This window comes from Roseofilum sp. KMC-1 (assembly GCF_057802075.1).
In genome coordinates this window covers 586,824-605,402 of sequence record NZ_CM173605.1, presented here as the reverse complement: position 1 = coordinate 605,402, position 18,579 = coordinate 586,824, and the positions used below count along the sequence as shown (strand labels likewise).

16 protein-coding genes are annotated in these 18,579 nt (G+C 47.6%); 12 read left to right on the top strand and 4 right to left on the bottom strand.

The annotated features are described in order from the left end of the window. Positions 1-21: 21 nt before the first annotated feature. Genes ruvX through AC3FZD_RS02965 form a run of 3 tightly spaced genes read right to left on the bottom strand, consistent with a single transcriptional unit; the run spans position 22 to position 2,915 of the window. Positions 22-435, bottom strand: a complete 414-nt coding sequence (ruvX, locus tag AC3FZD_RS02975) for a Holliday junction resolvase RuvX (protein ID WP_488738697.1) — start codon at positions 433-435, stop codon at positions 22-24. Beyond that, positions 432-1,673, bottom strand: a complete 1,242-nt coding sequence (locus AC3FZD_RS02970) for a GNAT family N-acetyltransferase (RefSeq protein WP_488738696.1) — start codon at positions 1,671-1,673, stop codon at positions 432-434. The genes ruvX and AC3FZD_RS02970 overlap by 4 nt, the downstream gene beginning before the upstream one ends. Positions 1,674-1,721: 48 nt before the next feature. Then, a complete protein-coding gene (locus AC3FZD_RS02965) occupies positions 1,722-2,915 on the bottom strand; it encodes a F420-0:Gamma-glutamyl ligase (RefSeq protein WP_488738695.1) in 1,194 nt (397 codons plus the stop codon). 137 nt (positions 2,916-3,052) lie between these two features. On the opposite strand from AC3FZD_RS02965, the gene cruF reads away from it, so the two are divergent. From cruF to shc, 12 genes are all read left to right on the top strand, one after another. Then, the gene (gene cruF / locus AC3FZD_RS02960) at positions 3,053-3,973 is read left to right on the top strand and encodes a gamma-carotene 1'-hydroxylase CruF (RefSeq protein WP_488738694.1); all 921 of its coding nucleotides are present in this window, start codon (positions 3,053-3,055) and stop codon (positions 3,971-3,973) included. A gap of 23 nt (positions 3,974-3,996) precedes the next feature. Beyond that, on the top strand, positions 3,997-5,169 hold the full coding sequence (gene cruG, locus AC3FZD_RS02955) for a 2'-O-glycosyltransferase CruG (RefSeq protein ID WP_488738693.1): 1,173 nt from the start codon (positions 3,997-3,999) through the stop codon (positions 5,167-5,169). A 128-nt stretch (positions 5,170-5,297) separates the two neighbouring features. Beyond that, a complete protein-coding gene (locus AC3FZD_RS02950) occupies positions 5,298-7,718 on the top strand; it encodes an endonuclease MutS2 (RefSeq protein WP_488738692.1) in 2,421 nt (806 codons plus the stop codon). Positions 7,719-7,951: 233 nt separating this feature from the next. Continuing rightward, positions 7,952-8,182, top strand: a complete 231-nt coding sequence (locus AC3FZD_RS02945) for a hypothetical protein (RefSeq protein ID WP_488738691.1) — start codon at positions 7,952-7,954, stop codon at positions 8,180-8,182. Continuing rightward, positions 8,182-8,583 (top strand): type II toxin-antitoxin system VapC family toxin, encoded by a 402-nt coding sequence (locus AC3FZD_RS02940; RefSeq protein WP_488738690.1) that lies wholly within the window; start codon positions 8,182-8,184, stop codon positions 8,581-8,583. Before AC3FZD_RS02945 ends, AC3FZD_RS02940 begins: the two co-directional genes overlap by 1 nt. A gap of 447 nt (positions 8,584-9,030) precedes the next feature. Next, on the top strand, positions 9,031-11,313 hold the full coding sequence (locus tag AC3FZD_RS02935; RefSeq protein WP_488738689.1) for a ribonucleoside-diphosphate reductase subunit alpha: 2,283 nt from the start codon (positions 9,031-9,033) through the stop codon (positions 11,311-11,313). Between the two features lie 147 nt (positions 11,314-11,460). Continuing rightward, positions 11,461-12,495: a ribonucleotide-diphosphate reductase subunit beta gene (locus AC3FZD_RS02930; protein ID WP_488740256.1), complete on the top strand. Its 1,035-nt coding sequence runs from the start codon at positions 11,461-11,463 to the stop codon at positions 12,493-12,495. Positions 12,496-12,858: 363 nt separating this feature from the next. After that, complete coding sequence (locus AC3FZD_RS02925) at positions 12,859-13,308, top strand: REP-associated tyrosine transposase (RefSeq protein WP_488740255.1); 450 nt, start codon at positions 12,859-12,861, stop codon at positions 13,306-13,308. 179 nt (positions 13,309-13,487) lie between these two features. Then, positions 13,488-15,248 (top strand): pyruvate kinase, encoded by a 1,761-nt coding sequence (pyk, locus tag AC3FZD_RS02920; RefSeq protein WP_488740254.1) that lies wholly within the window; start codon positions 13,488-13,490, stop codon positions 15,246-15,248. Positions 15,249-15,317: 69 nt separating this feature from the next. Continuing rightward, a complete protein-coding gene (locus tag AC3FZD_RS02915) occupies positions 15,318-15,731 on the top strand; it encodes an element excision factor XisH family protein (RefSeq protein WP_488738688.1) in 414 nt (137 codons plus the stop codon). Then, entirely contained in the window at positions 15,719-16,069 is a 351-nt protein-coding gene (locus tag AC3FZD_RS02910; RefSeq protein ID WP_488738687.1) for a XisI protein, read from the top strand. Before AC3FZD_RS02915 ends, AC3FZD_RS02910 begins: the two co-directional genes overlap by 13 nt. 26 nt (positions 16,070-16,095) lie before the next feature. Further along, positions 16,096-18,060: a squalene--hopene cyclase gene (shc, locus tag AC3FZD_RS02905; RefSeq protein ID WP_488738686.1), complete on the top strand. Its 1,965-nt coding sequence runs from the start codon at positions 16,096-16,098 to the stop codon at positions 18,058-18,060. Positions 18,061-18,074: 14 nt separating this feature from the next. Here shc and AC3FZD_RS02900 read toward each other — a convergent pair whose 3' ends face one another. Next, on the bottom strand, positions 18,075-18,500 hold the full coding sequence (locus AC3FZD_RS02900) for a DUF29 domain-containing protein (RefSeq protein ID WP_488740253.1): 426 nt from the start codon (positions 18,498-18,500) through the stop codon (positions 18,075-18,077). Positions 18,501-18,579: the final 79 nt, after the last annotated feature.

The following is an 18,579-nucleotide window of genomic DNA, read 5'->3' as shown; positions in this document are numbered from 1 at the left end:
AAAATTAAAAATCGGTCTGGCTTAGGCGCGATCGTCGAGCCAGCGCTGTAAAATTAAGGCGGCAGCTTGGGCATCAATTAAGCCTCTATTGCGAGAGGGGGAGCGTTTTCGGGAGACCAGGATTTCTGTTGCTTCTAGGGAGGTGTAGCGCTCATCGACATACTCAACGGGTAATTTTAGGGTTTTTTGCAGGCGATCCGTATAGGTTTGGACTTGTTGAGCTTGAGTGCCGAGTTGGCCATCCATCAGATAGGGCAAGCCGACGATTAAAATACTGACTTCCCGTTCAGCAATAATTGGCTCTAGAATCGCTACATCTGTCTCAAAAGACTCACGATAGATAGTGGTTAGGGGAGTGGCAAGTAATCCAAGGCGATCGCATCCTGCCACCCCAATCCGCTTATGACCGATATCCAAACCCAGGGCTGAAATCATCGATCCACCGATGAACTGTTGTCTCCAGTCCCCTCTCCTTCAACCTTACCATTAGCCTCTTTGCCGCCAGGAGAGAGGTCTTCGGCCTTCTCATCCAGACTCAAAGAATGGAGAATTGACATCCGTCCGGGAATTGGTTTTCCGGCTGGTTGCAAACCTTGGAGCATATCCGAGAGTTGTAGACCTTCGAGAGAAACCAACTTCGACTCGCGCAATTTATGCCAAACCGATCGCGACATCATCAAAGTATGGCCAATCCGACTTGCGCCAATTTGCTGTAAATACTCCTCCCGTTCCGGTTGATAATCTGCCGAAGCCAGATGTAAAGGTTGGGGGAGAAACTCCTGGGTAATGCGAGCCATTTGGGCCATCAATTCCGGATAAAGCCAAGTATAGGCGGGATGAACGGTCAACTCAGCTTGATGGCAGCCCCCACCCTGGCGCTGTAAGTGCAACTGAAAATAGCCGATCGCCGCTTGTCGTTGGGTTTCAAACACATACCCACTCACGACCTCAGTTTTTGTCCACCATTGCTTAATTCCCTCCATCACCGATTGCAACAAGGGAGTCTTAAAGTCTTCCACATGGCGGTCAAACACTTGGCGCACAAAGGGAGGCATGGCGACCGTATCGAGTTGATAGAGCGGCCCTGCGTCCGCATTACTCACCGGTAATAGGTTAGGTAAATCTGGCTCCCGTTGGGCTAACTGGGTTAACTTTTCCGGAGCGATCGCCCAATAGGTCATTTGGGCCAAAGGCTGAAACCCATTTTGGCGATACAGAGCAATATCATCCGCTTCATTGACATCCACTTCCAACAACCAAGTTCTCGCTTCCCGCACTGCCTGCATACAATAGCGCAGCAGCAGGGAACCAATTCCCGCTCGCGAGACCCCCGGTCTCACCCCCACCCGATCCACCCGCCAGGTACTGCGGGTGCGGTTAAAGGGAGAAATTTGGATCGCCCCTACCACTTGCCCGTCCGTACTCTCGGAGCTATGGCGCTGCTGGGCCACATGGAGAGATAGCTTATAGCGCCAGGGATTGGGAAATAGACTCAAGAGTTTCAACACTCCAAACCACTGGCGAATCTCCTGCCCCGAATAGGGTCGATCCTTACCCATGAGCGGTGATGAAGCCCTAGTATCAAGCAAAGCTTCCACCACATCTAGGTCTCGATGTTGCAAACTCCGAATTTCCGTCTGTTTTTCTAAATTTTGGGGAGACGCTGGCATCATAGGATCTTCTCTCAATCGACAGGGGCAATGGTAAACCGGTAAAGACAATTAACCCTGGGGTCGAATCAGAACAATCGGGGTTTGTTCATCCCCATTACCGGCTGGGTTACTTCTGAGGGCTTGGGTGAGCAACTCCATGGATAAACCTGGGGTCGCTGCTAATATTTTAACGGCTTTCAAGTCATTGACATCGACGATCGCCGCCGATAATCCAGTTTTTTCCTTAATTTTGGCCACCACCTCTTCGGGTTTATCGGGCCCCAGGACAATAAATTGATCGAAGGGGGGCAAGGTTCCGGTCACATCATCAATTAACCGTGCTTGCTCTCCCGCGAGTTGGTAAAACACACCCGGTTTACGCAAGATTGCTTTGGCTAAAGCGCCCACCACAAAAGCAAATACCACCCGTACCGGCCCCACGATATCCACCAAGGTCTGCATTCCGCAAGCGGTGGCCAAACTCGATGTCGGCAAGAAATAATAGCAAATTCGTTTGGCGACCCATCCCGGTTTTACCGTCGTCGGATGGCGCAGCCGACCTTGCATTAAGGCGATCGGCGTTTCCCCAATGGTGACGATATCCCCCGGTTGAGCATGGGGCAAAACATACCGCTCCACCACCGCCACCGGATCGTCTTGAGTCGTTAAAATATGGGTCGGAATCGGAAACACCTGAGCCACCTCTGCATCCCGTGGTGGCGGTAACTCCGACGGATCGGGATATTGGAGGGCATGAACCCAATGACCCGTTTTCGGAATCCGTCCTTCTGGCCCATAAGTAATATAATGAACTTTAACCCAAGCCGTTTTGATCTGATCGAGATTCGGCCCTGTGATATCAATCCTCAGTTTAAACCGAGTCTGTTTACCCACTTTGACAATATAGGCAAACCAATAATCATCTGCTCGGCTGGGAGCATCCGGATGTAGGGGAACCAAACGAGTTTTCCAGCTTACTCCCTCCAAAGACCCCTGACTGAGCAGTTCCACCTCAACTGAAACCTCTGGAACCATAATTTCCAAGGTCGAGGTTTCATTCACTAAAACCCCTTCTCCCACCAACTGATAGTGATCGGCTGATAAAAATTCCCCTTGGCAATGTTCAAACTTCAGGGCCAGTTGATTCCCCGGACGACCTCGATACTGACTCTCCATCGCCCAGAGAAGGAGGAGGCCTGCACCTCCTAGACCGATACCAATACTTTCTGCAATCACAACGGAACCTAACCCAATGCTGATCATTTGTCTCGATTCACTATACCTGAATGGCTTCATTTTCGATCGCAATCCAAGCTGTCCAGCCTACGGGCTGAGTTGAATTTTATGGGACTTCTGTTTACATTACTTAATAGATTCATATAAATCGGATGCCAAACCCTATGAAGCCGCTTGAGATTGCCCAACGATTCTGCTTAATGGGCCATATTGCTACCATGCCTTTTGGCTGGTTGGGCCTGCTCTTCATTCTCCCCAACCCAGAGATTATCGTTAACTTACCTCCCATCGGCCAAACCTTGTTTCGGGTGAGTATGTCCGGAGGAGGAGTCGTTAATATTTTACTAGGAGCAGCAGCCGTTGCCCTCTATGCTTATCGGACTTTGGGACTGCGCCGTTGGCTAGGATTTATGGTTCCGGCGGTGTGTTTGTCCCTGAGCAGTGAACTGATGGGAACCAGTACCGGTTTTCCCTTTGGAGAGTATGGCTATTTAAATGGATTGGGTTATAAAATTGCGGGTTTAGTGCCCTTTACGATTCCCCTGTCTTGGTTTTATGTAGGATTGGTTTCCTATCTGATTGCCTTGGGTGGTTTGCAAGTGGCCCAAAACCGAACGGTGATTAAACAAGGGGCGGCCATTGCTCTAGGTGCTATCCTGCTTACCGCTTGGGATTTTGTTCTCGATCCGGCCATGAGTCAAACGATTATCCATTTTTGGGAATGGGGACAAGAAGGGCCGTTCTTTGGAATGCCTTATCAAAATTTTCTGGGTTGGTTAGCGACAGGAGCGCTGTTTATGAGTGTGGGAACTTGGATTTGGGGTGAGGAACTGCCCCAGGTGAGTCGCCCGCAGTTAGGGTTCCCCTTAGTGGTATATTTGAGTAACTTTGCTTATGCAGCAGTGTTGAGTGGATTTAGTGGATTTACAACTCCGGTGCTTTTGGGTATCCTCATGGCTGTGATTCCAGCGTTGGTGTTGTGGTGGATAACGCCAGGGGAAGTGCAGGAGTCAGAAGGGTTTAATCCTCCTATTGCCGATCGCCAGAGGGTGACACCGGCCGCAGTTAATGGGGTTGCTAAGTAAACATTCAGTAGAGGGAGAAGGCTATGGATGGGGGCCAGATATTAACTTGGGGATTAATGGTGATGCAAATTCCGGCGATCGCCATTCTCTTGTTTCGCCTGGTTAAAGGCCCTTTCCGCCATGCTCCCATTCAACCGCAATCTGCCGATCCTCAGATGCTGGGAACGGTGAGTGTGGTAGTTCCAACTCTGAATGAGCGCGATCGCCTCTTGCCCTGTTTAGAGGGCTTAACGCGCCAGAGCTACGAAGTGCGCGAGGTGTTGGTGGTGGATAGTCATTCCACCGATGGCACAGGGGACTTAGTGTTACAAACCGCTAGTAAAGACCCCCGGTTTCGCTTAATTTATGATGAACCTCTGCCTGGGGATTGGGTAGGACGACCTTGGGCACTACATACGGGATTTTTGCACAGTTCCCCTAAAAGTGAGTGGATTTTGGGCATTGATGCCGATACTGTGCCCCATCCGGGATTGGTGGCAGGTTTGATTAAAATTGCCCAAAAAGAGGAGTATGATTTAGTTTCTCTCTCCCCTCGGTTTATCCTGGAATATCCGGGGGAATGTTGGCTGCAACCAGCCCTGTTGATGACGCTGGTGTATCGATTTGGCCCCACGGGAACCGTTGAGAGTGCCGATCGCATCATGGCGAATGGGCAATGTTTTTTAATCCGCAGACGGGTGTTAGAAGAGCTAGAGGGCTATACAACCGCGAAATCTTCCTTTTGTGATGATGTTACCTTAGCCCGCATCGCCGCTCAACGGGGGTTTAAGGTAGCCTTTTGGGATGGCGCTCCGGTGCTGAAGGTGCGGATGTATGAGGGAGCATGGCAAACTTGGCAGGAGTGGGGGCGATCGCTAGATTTGAAGGATGCGACTTCCCCTAGGCAACTCTGGACTGATTTGTGGTTTCTCTTCGCCGTGCAAGGTTTGCCTCTAGCTGTGGTAATTTTAGGCACGATCGGTGCATTTCCATCTGGAGCAATTGCTGAGATTCTGATTAATCTGAATTGGGCTGTATTGCTGATTCGGTTTGCCCTAGGATTGGCGATATTTCCCTCCTATGATTTATCAAAGGCTCGGTTTTCTTTTCTCTTCTGGTTGTCTCCATTCGCCGATCCGTTAGGGTTTCTTCGCATTGTGTTATCGAGTTTTCAAACTTCGATTCAATGGCGTGGGAGAATTTACGGTAAAAGATGAACCGGGAGGAAAGGCGGTTAGATCCCTCACCCCCAACTCCCTTTCCCGTGGAAGAGGGGGCGATAGTGGGAGGATCGTGGCAAAAGTCGATACAATAAGGAGTGTGGCGTTAAATCGATAAAATACGAGTGATCCAAGACGAAACCCTAGAGCTGTTAGAATGGTCGCGGTTATGTGAGCATTTATCAACGTTTGCTGCGACGAAAATGGGGGCGATCGCCGCCCAGAATTTGCCGATCCCCGAAACTCAGGCGGAAAGTTTAACCCTATTGGCACAAACTGAGGAAGTGTATACCCTGGAGCAAACCCTCACTACAGAGCTACCGTTTGGGGGTATTCGGGATATTCGTACTATTGTTAAACGAGCGACACTCAAAGGGGTACTGTATGGGGATGAACTGCTGGATGTGGCGAGTACATTGGCGGGAATGCGGCGACTGCGACGGTTTATTGAGGAGCAGGATGATGTGCCGATTTTGCTGGAGTTGATTAGCAGTATCCGGACTTATCCGGAATTGGAACAGGAGATTAATTACTGTATTGATGAACAGGGAAGGGTTGCCGATCGCGCTAGTGTGAAGCTCGGTAATCTACGCCGTCAGTTGAAAAATCAGCGCGATCGCATCACGCAAACCCTGCAAAACTTGCTGCAACGGAAATCCCACGCGATTCAGGAGAATTTGATTACGCAACGGGGCGATCGTTATGTGCTGCCGGTGAAAGCCAATCATAAGGAAACCATCCCCGGTATCGTTCATGACTCCTCTGCAAGCGGGGCAACTCTGTATATTGAACCCCATGCGATCGTTTCCCTGGGGAATGATTTGCGACAGTTGCAAAAGGAGGAAAGTAAGGAAGAAGAAGCTATTTGTCGCGCTCTGACGGAGAAAGTGGCGGAGGTTTACGAAGATTTAGAGCATTTAGTCAAAATTGCGACCATTCTTGATTTAGCCACAGCTAAAGCCAGATATAGTTATTGGTTACAAGCAAACCGACCCCGATTCGTTGAATTCACGGAAAATATTACCCTGCGGCAACTGCGCCATCCCTTACTCGTATGGCAACAGCGCCACGAACAGGGGCAAGAAGTCGTTCCGGTGACGGTGTGTATTGAACCGCCGATCCGAGTAGTGGCAATTACGGGGCCAAATACGGGGGGTAAAACGGTAACGTTGAAAACCTTGGCACTGGCGGCACTGATGGCAAAGGTGGGGTTATTTGTGCCCGCACGGGAACCGGTGGAATTGCCTTGGTTTAGCCAGATTTTAGCCGATATTGGCGATGAACAGTCCCTAGAGCAAAGTTTATCGACGTTTTCGGGGCATATTCGCCGCATTTGTCGGATTTTGGACTGTGTTGCTCGTTGTAGGGGAGAAAAATCTTTCGCCCCTACATTGGTGTTATTGGATGAGGTGGGTGCGGGAACCGATCCCTCGGAAGGAACGGGTTTGGCGATCGCCCTCTTAAAACATCTCGCCACCAACGCCCAACTTACCATTGCCACCACCCACTTCGGGGAACTCAAAGCCCTCAAGTATGACGATGAGCGGTTTGAGAATGCTTCGGTGGAGTTTGACGAGGTATCCTTACAACCCACCTATCGCCTGCTGTGGGGCATTCCGGGGCGCTCTAATGCCCTTGCCATTGCCCGCCGTTTGGGGTTAAATCCAGAAGTGATTGAAGAGGCGCAACAGTGGATAGGCACGGATTCAGAAGAGGTGAATCAGGCGATCGCCGGTTTAGAAGCCGAGCGTCGTCGTCAGGAGAGCCAAGTTAAGGAAACCTCTAGCTTACTGTCAGAAACGGAACGACTGCATCAAGAAGTTGCACTCAAAGCGCAGCAACTGAAAGAGCGGGAGCAGCAGTTACGCCAACAACAGGAAATCGAGATCCAAAAGGCAATTTCTCAAGCCAAAAAAGAAGTCGCCACAGCCATCAAACGCCTACAACAAGGCACAGCCCAAGATACCCATAAAGCCACCCAAGAACTCGATCGCATTGCCGAGCAATATCTCCCCTCTAAAGTCAATCCTCCCAAACCCAAACCCGGTTATAAACCGCAAGTCGGCGAACGGGTACGCATCCCCAGTTTAGGACAAACCGGAGAAGTGCTACAAATTGATGCAGATGGGCAAGAATTAACCGTGCGGTTTGGGTTAATGAAAATGACCGTAGGATTAGCGGAAATTGAATCCTTAGACGGCAAAAAAGCCGAAGTTCCCACGAAGGAACCGAGCAAAAAAGCAGTTGCAGAAAAAGACAAAACAGCTCCTCATACAACGACTGCTCCAGTGATCCAAACCTCTCACAATACCTTAGACATCCGAGGCTTGCGCGTGGTGACGGCTGAAGCTGAACTCGATCAAGGGATTACTAAAGCCTACAATGCTAATTGTACCAATGTCTGGATTATTCACGGCAAAGGCACGGGTAAATTAAGAGAAGGAGTCCATGAATTTCTGAGGAGTCATCCCCAAGTGGAGCGCTTTGAATTAGCGGATCAAAAAAGTGGCGGCACTGGCGTAACCATTGCCTATTTAGTCGGTTAATTTGTTCTCGGTAGGGGCGGGTTATATCAATTAAAAATTAAAAATTAAAAATTAAAAATGTGTATGGGTTGGGCGGGTTTATAAAGGTTATTGGTGGGGTTGGTAAATGGTGGAAAAACCCGCCCCTACCCCATTTCCATACCCAATCTGGCGAAGAAACCCGGTTTCTATACAGCCGCCAGAAGCCCATCATAAGTTACAATCCTTAATCATCTCCCCTATCTCTCACTGCAATGACCTTAGAACAAGTCTTCAACTTAGCCAAACAACTTTCTCTGATCGACAAAGTACGCTTAATCGAAAAGATTGTGCCTGAAATTGAGCGCGAAGTTGCTCAAACCAGCGTAACTCCCCGACGCTCTTTATGGGGGATCTGTCGCAATTTAGGAAAAGCACCTTCCGCAGAAGACATTGATAACGCTCGTTTAGAAGCCTGGAGTCGCTTTCCCAGAGAGGATATTTAATGCTTCAGGCAATTGTGGATACCCATGCGGTGATTTGGTATATTTTTGCCGATTCTCGTCTGTCCAACATCGCTCGAATGACCATAGAACAAGCAGCGACTGATGGTCATCAGGTGGGCTTTTCCTCCATTACCTTAGCTGAAATTATTTATTTAAGTGAAAAAAGGCGAATTTCATCATTGACGCTGAATCAATTGCTTGCAGAAGTCGATCGCCCCAATTCTGTATTAATGGAAGTTCCTTTTAATTGCCACATTGCTCAAACCATGCAAAGCATCGATCGCGCTCAAGTCCCCGATCTTCCCGATCGCATGATTGCTGCTACAGCACTCTACCATAATGTACCGCTTATCAGCCGCGATCGTAAAATTCAATTGTCTACTATCAGTACAATCTGGTAACTGGCACTCAAAGCGCAGCAACTGAAAGAGCGGGAGCAGCAGCTACGCCAACAACAGGAAATCAAGATCCAAAAGGCAATTTCTCAAGCCAAAAAAGAAGTCGCCCAAGCCATCAAACGGCTCCAACAGTGTATGGGTTGGGCGGGTTTATAAAGGTTATTGGTGGGGTTTCTAAATGGTTGGTGAACCCGCCCCTACATAAAATCCCGTAGGGGCGGGTTATACCCAAATCTCGGACACTCATAAATCAATGAGGTAAACCCGCCCCCACACCACCACCCAAGAACTCGCTGGTGGGACAGAGAACAATGGATTAACGTCGCCCATTAAATATGCCATATATAGCGCAAAATTAAAAAAATGTCAAACTTTTTCACTAGATGTGGAAAATGGAGTACATTAAGATCTCATCACTTCATTGATGTGAATGTAGTACCTTCCTCCCTTATGATGCAACCTTCATGTCCGATCGCGGAAACTCTCCCCATAACAGCCCATACGCCCCACACAACCCCTATTTATGTGATTAAGCGAGATGGCACTCGTGCTGCCCTAGATGTCACCAAGATTCGTGCTGTTGTAGAGTGGGCATGTGTGGGAACCCAGGCAAGCCCTATCCCTCTAGAAGCAGGGTTAACGACTCGTCTACGCAATGGGGTAACCACCAGAGAAATCCAGGAAAACCTGATTAACTGTAGCTTAGAGTTGTGTAGCCCCACAGAACCGGATTGGCGCTATGTCGCTGGAAGGCTCCATATTTGGTCACTGTGGAAAGATACCCTAACCAACCGTGGCTACCAATATAGCAACTATCCGAAAACCGTGGCTCGTAAGGTAGCAGCCAATGAGTATGACGAACGGATCTTAACCTATTCCCCTGATGAATTAGAAATCGCGGGGAGTTGGATTAATCCGGATTGGGATACGGATTATGATTACGCTGGGGCAACCTTGCTAACCAAACGGTATTTACTTGCAGATGAATTACCCCAAGAAGCTTATCTAACTTGCGCCCTACTGCTTGCGTCGGTGGAAGAACCGCAAAACCGTTTGAAGTGGGCGAAAAAATTCTATGAGGCGATCGCCCAACGGAAAATTTCCTTAGCGACTCCCATCCTCGCCAACCTGCGAATCCCTGGGGGTTCCCTCTCCAGTTGCTTCATTACCGCCATGGATGACAGCCTAGAGAGCATTTACGAAACCTTAACCGATACTGCCCGCATTTCCAAAAATGGCGGCGGTGTAGGCGTAAATGTGAGCCGCATTCGGGCAACGGGATCTTGGGTGATGGGTAAACCCAATGCTTCTGGGGGAGTTGTGCCCTGGATTAAACTGCTCAATGATACGGCGATCGCCGTTAACCAGGGTGGAAGACGCGCAGGAGCAGTCACTGTCAGCCTCGATATCTGGCATTTGGATATCCTAGAATTCCTGGAAATGCAAACCGAAAACGGGGATCAACGGCGCAAAGCCTATGATATTTTCCCCCAATTGGTGATTGCGGACGAATTCATGAGACGGGTAGTCGCCAAAGAAGATTGGACATTAGTCGATCCCTATGAAATTAAAACCAAACTGGGCATTGACTTACCCACTCTCTGGGGTAAAGACTTCGAGAAAGCTTATCAAAAAATTGAAGCTGAAGTTGGCCATACTCTAATCTTGTATAACCGGATTAATGCCAGGGAACTGTTTAAGATGATCATGCGTACCCAGGTAGAAACGGGTATGCCCTATCTGGCATTCAAAGATACGATTAACCGTGCCAATCCTAACTCCCATAAGGGCTATATTCCTGGCGTTAATCTTTGTTGTGAATCCTTCAGTAATGTTAGTCCTGGAGAAGAGGCTCATTGTTGCAATTTAAATAGCCTCAATTTTGCCAATTTAGAAGTGGAGGAATTGCCCGACATTTGCCAAACGGCGGTACGGATGTTGGACAATACCATTGAAGTTACCCACCCCCCTTTTGCAGCGAGTAAAACCCATAATCAGAGATATCGCACGATTGGGGTAGGAGCGATGGGATTAGCAGATTGGTTAGCCAAACGCCAACTTTCCTATGAAGACTTGCCCCAAATGAGTCATTTATTTGAGGAAATGGGCTATTGGTGTACCCATGCATCTATGGAGTTGGCGAAAGAGCGCGGTGCTTATGAATGCTTTGCGGGCAGTCAGTGGAGTAAGGGGCATTTAATTGGGGCTAAACCGGTAGAGTGGTTTCAGAACAATTCCCGGCAACCGGAACGTTGGGAAAAATTGTCACAGGATATCCAAGAATATGGGATTCGTAATTCCCATATTACGGCGATCGCCCCCAATACCTCCTCCTCCCTCGTCCAAGGTTGTACTGCCAGTATTCTGCCCACCTATAGCCGTTTCTTCTACGACAAATGGGCAAAAGGAAGCGTACCCATTGCCCCCCCATTTATCACTGATTCCTTCTGGTATTACCAAGAAAACAAACACCTGGAACAGAAAAAAGTCGTTGCTGCTGTTGCCACCATTCAACAATGGATTGATACCGGCATTTCCATGGAATTGCTCTTTAATTTGAATTCGGGAGTTTACTTCCCCGAACAGCCGGAGCTAACCCTAAAAGCTAAAGATATTTTTGAAACTTTAGTCATGGCTTGGGAACAGAAATGTAAAGCCGTATACTATGTCCGTACCGTGCAACGGGACGACTTTAAGGAAGGGTTAAATGATTGTAGTTCTTGTGCTAACTAACCTCTGATTTGCCAAAAAGAAAAAAAGGAAGTAGATTATAACCTGCTTCCTTTTTTTTGCCATTGACTCTTAAACTGGACTACAAAAATCATGAATCCTACATACCCCGTTGATAATGCTCCGCATCGCATTCGCGAACGGCAAAAAATGACCGTTAACCCCATCTTTAACCCTGGGGGAAATGATGATACCGAACATCGCACCATTTGGTTTGGTGAAACCACCAATCTGATGCAACTTAATGATGTTCGTTATCCTTGGGCAGTCAGTCTTTATAAAATGATGCGTGAGAACTTCTGGATTCCCGAAAAATTGGATATCACTCAAGATGTAGTGGATTATTGGAATTTGACCCCAGAAGAAAGAAAAGCCTTTGATGGAATTTTGTCTTATTTAACGTTTTTAGATTCGGTTCAAACTTGCAATATTCCCCACTTGAAAAGTACGGTAACGGCTCCAGAAGTAAGTCTCTGTATGGCAGAACAAATTGCCCAAGAGGGAATGCATAATCAGAGTTATCAATACATGATTGAGACCATTATTCCACCAGAGAGACGGAATGAAGTGTATGATTTTTGGCGGACGGATAAAGTTCTCAAAGACCGATGTCGGTTTGTAGCGGCACTTTATCAACAGTATATTGACGATCCTACTCCAGAAAAATACTTTGTTTCTTTGGTAGCAGACTATATTTTAGAAGGGCTATATTTTTACAATGGATTCTGCTTTTTCTATAATCTAGCTTCGCGGATGTTAATGCCAGGAAGTGCGGATATTTTCAAGTTGATTAATCGAGATGAATTATCCCATGTTCGGCTCTATCAAAAAATCCTGCCAGAGGCAATGACTGTGTTTCCCCATTCGGTCGATCAAATTTATGAAATGTTCGATAAAGCGGTGCTACATGAATGCCAGTGGACAAATCATATTATCGGCAATCAAATTCTGGGGATTACGGAGGCAAGTACGGAACAGTATACCAAATACTTGGCTAATATTCGCTTAGGGGCGATCGGTTTGCCGCCGATGTATGGGGATGATAAATATAAGAAGAGTCCCTATGCTCATCTGGAGCGCTTTTCGGATACGAAGAAAGAAGGCCATACGAAGGCGAATTTCTTTGAAGCGGGAGTCACCAGTTATGTGATGTCTTCCGGGGTAACGGGTTGGGACGAAATTTAGTAATCATAGCGAGCAGGAGGTTGGATTAGCCTTTAGCGAGCAGGATGCTCGCACTCCATAATAGGATCATTAAGGGGTTGTAAACTTTAGCTTTAGCGAGCAGGATGCTCGCACTCCATAATAGGATCATTAAGGGGTTGTAAACTTTAGCTTTAGCGAGCAGGATGCTCGCACTCCATAATATAATGCTGAAATATTAGGAGTGTGAGCGTCTCGCTCACTAACGGTAATAAGAGTGAGCAAGATGCTAGATTGGCATTGGGCGAGCGGAATACTAGATTGGCATTGAGCGAGCAAGATGCTAGATTGGCATTGAGCGAGCAAGATGCTCGCACTCCAAAAAAAGATTATTTATCAATGAGAATGACATATAAAAAGCCATTACCTCAGTTGGAAATTAAAGGAGGTATTTACTTTATTACCTTCAATACTTATGAAAGATTAGAGTTGAGTGATGAAGCCCGAAAAATTGTCTTAGATGCTTGTATATTTTTTCATGACAAACGCTATTATTTGTATAGTGCTGTTGTGATGTCAGATCATGTTCATGTGCTGATCAAACCCTATACAAAATCAGAACAAGAATATTGGTCAATTGGTAGTATTATGCATAGCGTAAAAAGCTATACCGCTAACCAGGTTCCTAAAGTGATGAAACATATGGGCAAGGTTTGGCAAGATGGACGCTATGATGTATTAATCAAAAGTCGCGATCAATTTCTGAATACTTTGGACTATATCAGACAGAATCCAGTTAAAGAAAAATATGCTGACGATCCAGAAGATTACCCCTTCTTGTGGGAAAGTTTTTAATTGTGTTTCTAGAATAGTAGTGCGAGCATCTTGCTCGCTGTCACCTCTAGCTTTTGCCGGGTGGAAGGGGTGAAATCTAACGGTAGGCGAGTGGGATAAGGAATTGTTAGACTAAAATGATCCATTGGCCTAGGTTGCTCGGTACAATGAACAACGACTTCATCGTTGATAAAGACTCCATGCGATCGCAGTATTCTCCCCGTCGAACCAAGATTGTGGCTACCATTGGCCCAGCTACCAGCAGTGTAGATGTGCTTCGCCAGTTGATTTTAGCAGGAGCAACCACCCTCAGACTGAATTTTTCCCACGGCAGCCACGAAGATCATCAGCGCAATATCCGTCTGATCCGTCAAGTCTCCTTTGAACTGAATCAGCCGGTGGGCATTTTACAGGACTTACAGGGGCCGAAAATTCGCTTGGGGAAATTCGAGCAGGGATCGGTGGTGCTGAAAAAAGGCGATATGTTCACCCTGACGAGCGATCGCCTGTTAGGCACACAAGACATTAGTTTTGTCAGCTACGATCGCCTCGCCGAAGAAGTCCCCACAGGCTCTACCATTCTCCTCGATGATGGTCGAGTCGAGATGAAAGTTGAAGAGATCGATCGCAACACCAAACAACTCCACTGTCGCGTCACCGTTCCCGGAACCCTTTCCAACAACAAAGGGGTGAACTTTCCGGGGGTCTATCTCTCCATTAAAGCCTTAACCGATAAAGACCGGGTGGATCTAGCCTTTGGTTTAGATCAGGGGGTAGACTGGGTAGCCCTCTCCTTTGTCCGTAACCCCCAAGATGTCCTGGAAATTAAAGAAATTATCTCCAATGCGGGCAAACAAGTACCGGTGATCGTCAAAATCGAAAAACACGAGGCGATCGAGCAAATGGACGCTATTCTGAGCCTATCCGATGGCGTGATGGTCGCTCGCGGAGATCTGGGGGTAGAAGTGCCCGCCGAAGATGTACCCATGTTGCAAAAACGCCTGATTTCTACCGCCAACCGTCTTGGTATTCCCGTAATCACGGCGACGCAAATGCTCGATAGCATGGTCAGTTCCCCCCGCGCCACCCGTGCGGAAATTTCCGATGTTGCCAACGCTATCCTCGATGGAACCGATGCAGTAATGCTCTCCAACGAAACCGCCGTTGGTAAATTCCCCGTTGAAGCTGTTGCTACCATGGCCCGCATTGCCCAACGGATCGAAAAAGAACCCCATACCCGCAACGCAGATACCAATGGTCGCCAGTCCATTCCCAGTGCCATCTCCCAAGGGGTAAGCCGCATTGCCGAACAGCTCAATGCTGCTGCGATCATGACTCTGACGAAAACTGGGTCAACAGCACGCAATGTATCTAAATTTCGTCCGATCGCTCCCATTTTAGCCATTACCCCCCAAGTCTCGGTAGCACGGCGCTTGCAATTGGTGTGGGGAGTAGACACGCTCTTGGTTCTCGATTTACCCTCTATGAATCAGACCTTTGAAGCGGCAATTAATACGGCTCAAGAGCAGAATTTACTCCAGGAAGGAGATTTAGTGGTGATGACGGCAGGGACTTTAACGGGAGTGCCCGGTTCAACGGATTTGATTAAAGTGCAAATTGTCACGGCTGTTCTAGGCAAAGGCACGGGAATTGGCCAAGGCTTAGTCAGTGGTCGAGCCAGAATTGCCCACAATGGGTTAGAAGCTACTCATTTTCATCCGGGTGATATCTTGGTTGCTCCAGAAACGGGAGCCGATTTTATTGAAGCTATTCGCAAAGCTGGGGGCATTATTGTGGAATTGGATAGCGCCACCTCCCATGCGGCAATTATTGGCTTGCGCTTAGGCATTCCCGTAATTGTGGGTGTTCATCGAGCCACAGAGGTGATCCGTGATGGAGAGTTTGTGACGTTGGATATGGCTAGGGGTTTGGTTTATTCTGGGTCATCGAGAATGGGATGAATGTTGCACATCAAACGGTAGAATAAGTTTGCGATCGCCAAACTCAATCCTATCTGCTCTCGCAACAATATGGCCAAGGATGTTTTTCACGAACAACTTAAGACTGGATTAGAAAAAGAAGGCTGGACGGTGACTGACGATCCGTTGTTTTTGAAGTGGGGGAATACAACCACTTATATCGATCTGGCAGCAGAAAAGTTATTGATGGCCACAAAAGAAGAGAAAAAAATAGCAGTTGAGATCAAAACGTTTTCTGATATTTCTCCCATGTTTGCTTTTCATGTGGCCGTTGGACAATTTGTAAATTATCAAGTTATGCTTGAGAAACTAGAACCCGATCGCCGCCTTTACCTTGCTGTGCCCGATGTTATTTATGAAACTTTTTTTCGGTCGGAGTTTGCCCAAACTGTGATCGCCAAACAAGAAATTAATTTAATAATTTACAATCCAGAGGAGGAGATCATTGAACAATGGCTACCTTAGAACATTTACGCAGTGCAGTCATTCAAGTCTTGGAAGAGTTATATCATTACAACACTTACCGTCAAGAAAAAGATATTTTTTCAGAAATGATTTTGGATAAGGAACGAGATCATTATCTTTTGTTAGATGTAGGTTGGAAAGGAAAGCAGTATATTTACGATCCTTTTATTCATATTGACATTAAGGATGGGAAAATTTGGCTGCAACGCAATTTTACGGATGTGGATTTGGGAGAGAAGTTAACGGCAATGGGTATAAAAAAGGAGGATATTATTTTGGGTTTACATTCGCCTTTCATGCGTCAGTTTTCGGATTATGGAGCAGTTACGGTAGAATAGTTTTGCGATCGCCAAACTTAACCCCTATGTCCACCCAAACCCCAATCGGTTCCGCGCCCTCTGTTTCCCTGGAAGAGGCGATTAAAAACAGTCAAACCTATCTGCTCTCCCAACAATATCCCCAGGGGTACTGGTGGGCGGAACTCGAATCGAATGTTACCATTACCGCAGAGATGGTGATGTTGCATAAAATTTGGGGAACCGATAAAACTCGACCCCTAGAGAAAACGGAAGCTTATCTGCGATCGCAACAACGAGACCATGGCGGCTGGGAACTGTATTATGGGGATGGGGGCGACCTGAGTACCTCCATCGAAGCCTACATGGCGCTCAGATTGCTTGGTGTGCCTGCATCTGACCCTGCTTTGCAAAAAGCCAAAACCCTGATTCGGCAAAAGGGAGGCATCAGCAAAAGCCGCATTTTTACCAAAATTCATCTCGCCCTTTTGGGGTGCTATGACTGGCGCGGTGTGCCCTCCATTCCCCCTTGGATTATGCTCTTGCCCAATGACTTTGGGTTTAATATCTATGAACTCTCCAGTTGGGCGAGAAGCAGCACCGTTCCTCTGATTATTGTATGCGATCGCCGCCCCATCTATCGCCTCAGCCCCAACTTCAACCTTAATGAACTCTACAGCGAAGGCATCCATAACGTCCGCTACGAATTGCCCCAAAACCAAGACTGGACAGATATCTTTGTCTGGTTTGACCAAGGTTTTAAACTCGCTGAAAATCTAGATTGGGTTCCCTTTCGGCAAGAAGGACTCCAAGCAGCAGAGCGCTGGATATTAGAGCGCCAAGAACCCAGTGGAGACTGGGGTGGCATTATTCCCGCCATGCTCAACTCCCTGCTCGCCCTCCATGCTCTAGGGTACAATGTCCGCGACCCCTTCGTACAAAGAGGATTAGCCGCCGTAGACCGCTTTTGCATCGAAACCGAAGACACCTATCGCACCCAAGCCTGCGTTTCCCCCGTTTGGGATACCCTGTGGGTATTACGCGCCCTGGTAGAATCGGGATTAGCCCCCAACCATCCCGCCCTCGTCAAAGGGGGAGAATGGCTCCTCGATAAACAAGTTTTAGCCTATGGAGATTGGGCCGTTAAAAACAAAGTCGGTAAACCCGGTGGTTGGTCATTCGAGTTTGACAACCAATTCTATCCCGATATCGACGATGCGGCCGCTGCCGTCATGAGTTTAATCGAGTTAGAGTTACCCGACGAAGAAAAAAAATGGGCTGCGATCGCCCGTTGTGTAGACTGGATCATGACCATGCAATGTCAGGCTGGAGGATGGGCAGCCTTTGACCTCGATAACAATCAAGATTGGTTAAATAGTCTCCCCTACGCAGACCTCAAAGCCATGATTGACCCCAACACCGCCGACGTTACCGCCAGAGTCCTCGAAATGCTCGGCCAATTAAAACCTCATTCTAAGCAACTATCAACACTGTTCACTGAGCGGAGCCGAAGTGAACAGTGTCGCAGAGCATTAACCTATCTCCAAAAAGAGCAAGAACCCGAAGGCCCTTGGTTTGGTCGTTGGGGCGTAAACTACATTTATGGAACCAGTGGCGTACTCTGTGCCCTCGCCCTCATCGCTCCAGATAGCCATAAAACCCAAATCGAAAAAGCCACCAACTGGCTCATCTCCTGCCAAAACGCCGATGGCGGATGGGGGGAAACCTGCCGCAGTTATCATAACCCCAACTTAAAAGGCATCGGTACTAGCACCCCCTCCCAAACCGCTTGGGCCTTAATCGGATTATTAGCCGCCGGAGAAGCCACCGGAACCTTTCCCTGGCAGAATTTGGAATGGGGAATCAACTATTTACTCTCCTGCCAACTCCCCAATGGCTCATGGGAAGAAGCCGAATTTACCGCAACCGGTTTCCCCGGACACTTCTATATCAAATACCACTTTTACGCCCAATACTTTCCCCTGATTGCCCTCAGCCGATATCACCAATCAATCATTAAACCTCAAGAATAACCAAGTATTAAGGGTTAATTGATTTCAGGAAACCCATCCATTTTAATCTGTTCAATAGAATAGGGGCATGTTTCTGGAAACTCCCAATCCAAAATACCCGTTTCATTCGCAGCATCCGCTCTAGCATCTTCATAAACTTTCGATAGATCTTGCCAATATCGCTTTAAGCTAGGTGTATCTCTGAGATAACGTTTCAGATTATTTCGTTCTCTTTTAATAGTAATTTCCCAAGAGCGAGAACGTTTTTCTGGTTGGTATTCCCATTTCAAAAGATGCTGAATAATTAAGCGAATAGACGATAAAAACCGATCGCGCTCTCGTTTGCTCAAGTCTTCAATCTCTACTAACAGATTCTCCCAATCCACTTCACCATAGCGCTCTTGCTGAATCAGAGCGACCTGTTGTTCCACCCATTGGATAATATCGGTTTCATAGAGCATATTCTGGAAACTGCGATCGCAGTAATGGGTAATGTCAGGGGTCGCCTTAAGCCAACCCACCCACGATCATACCAAAATA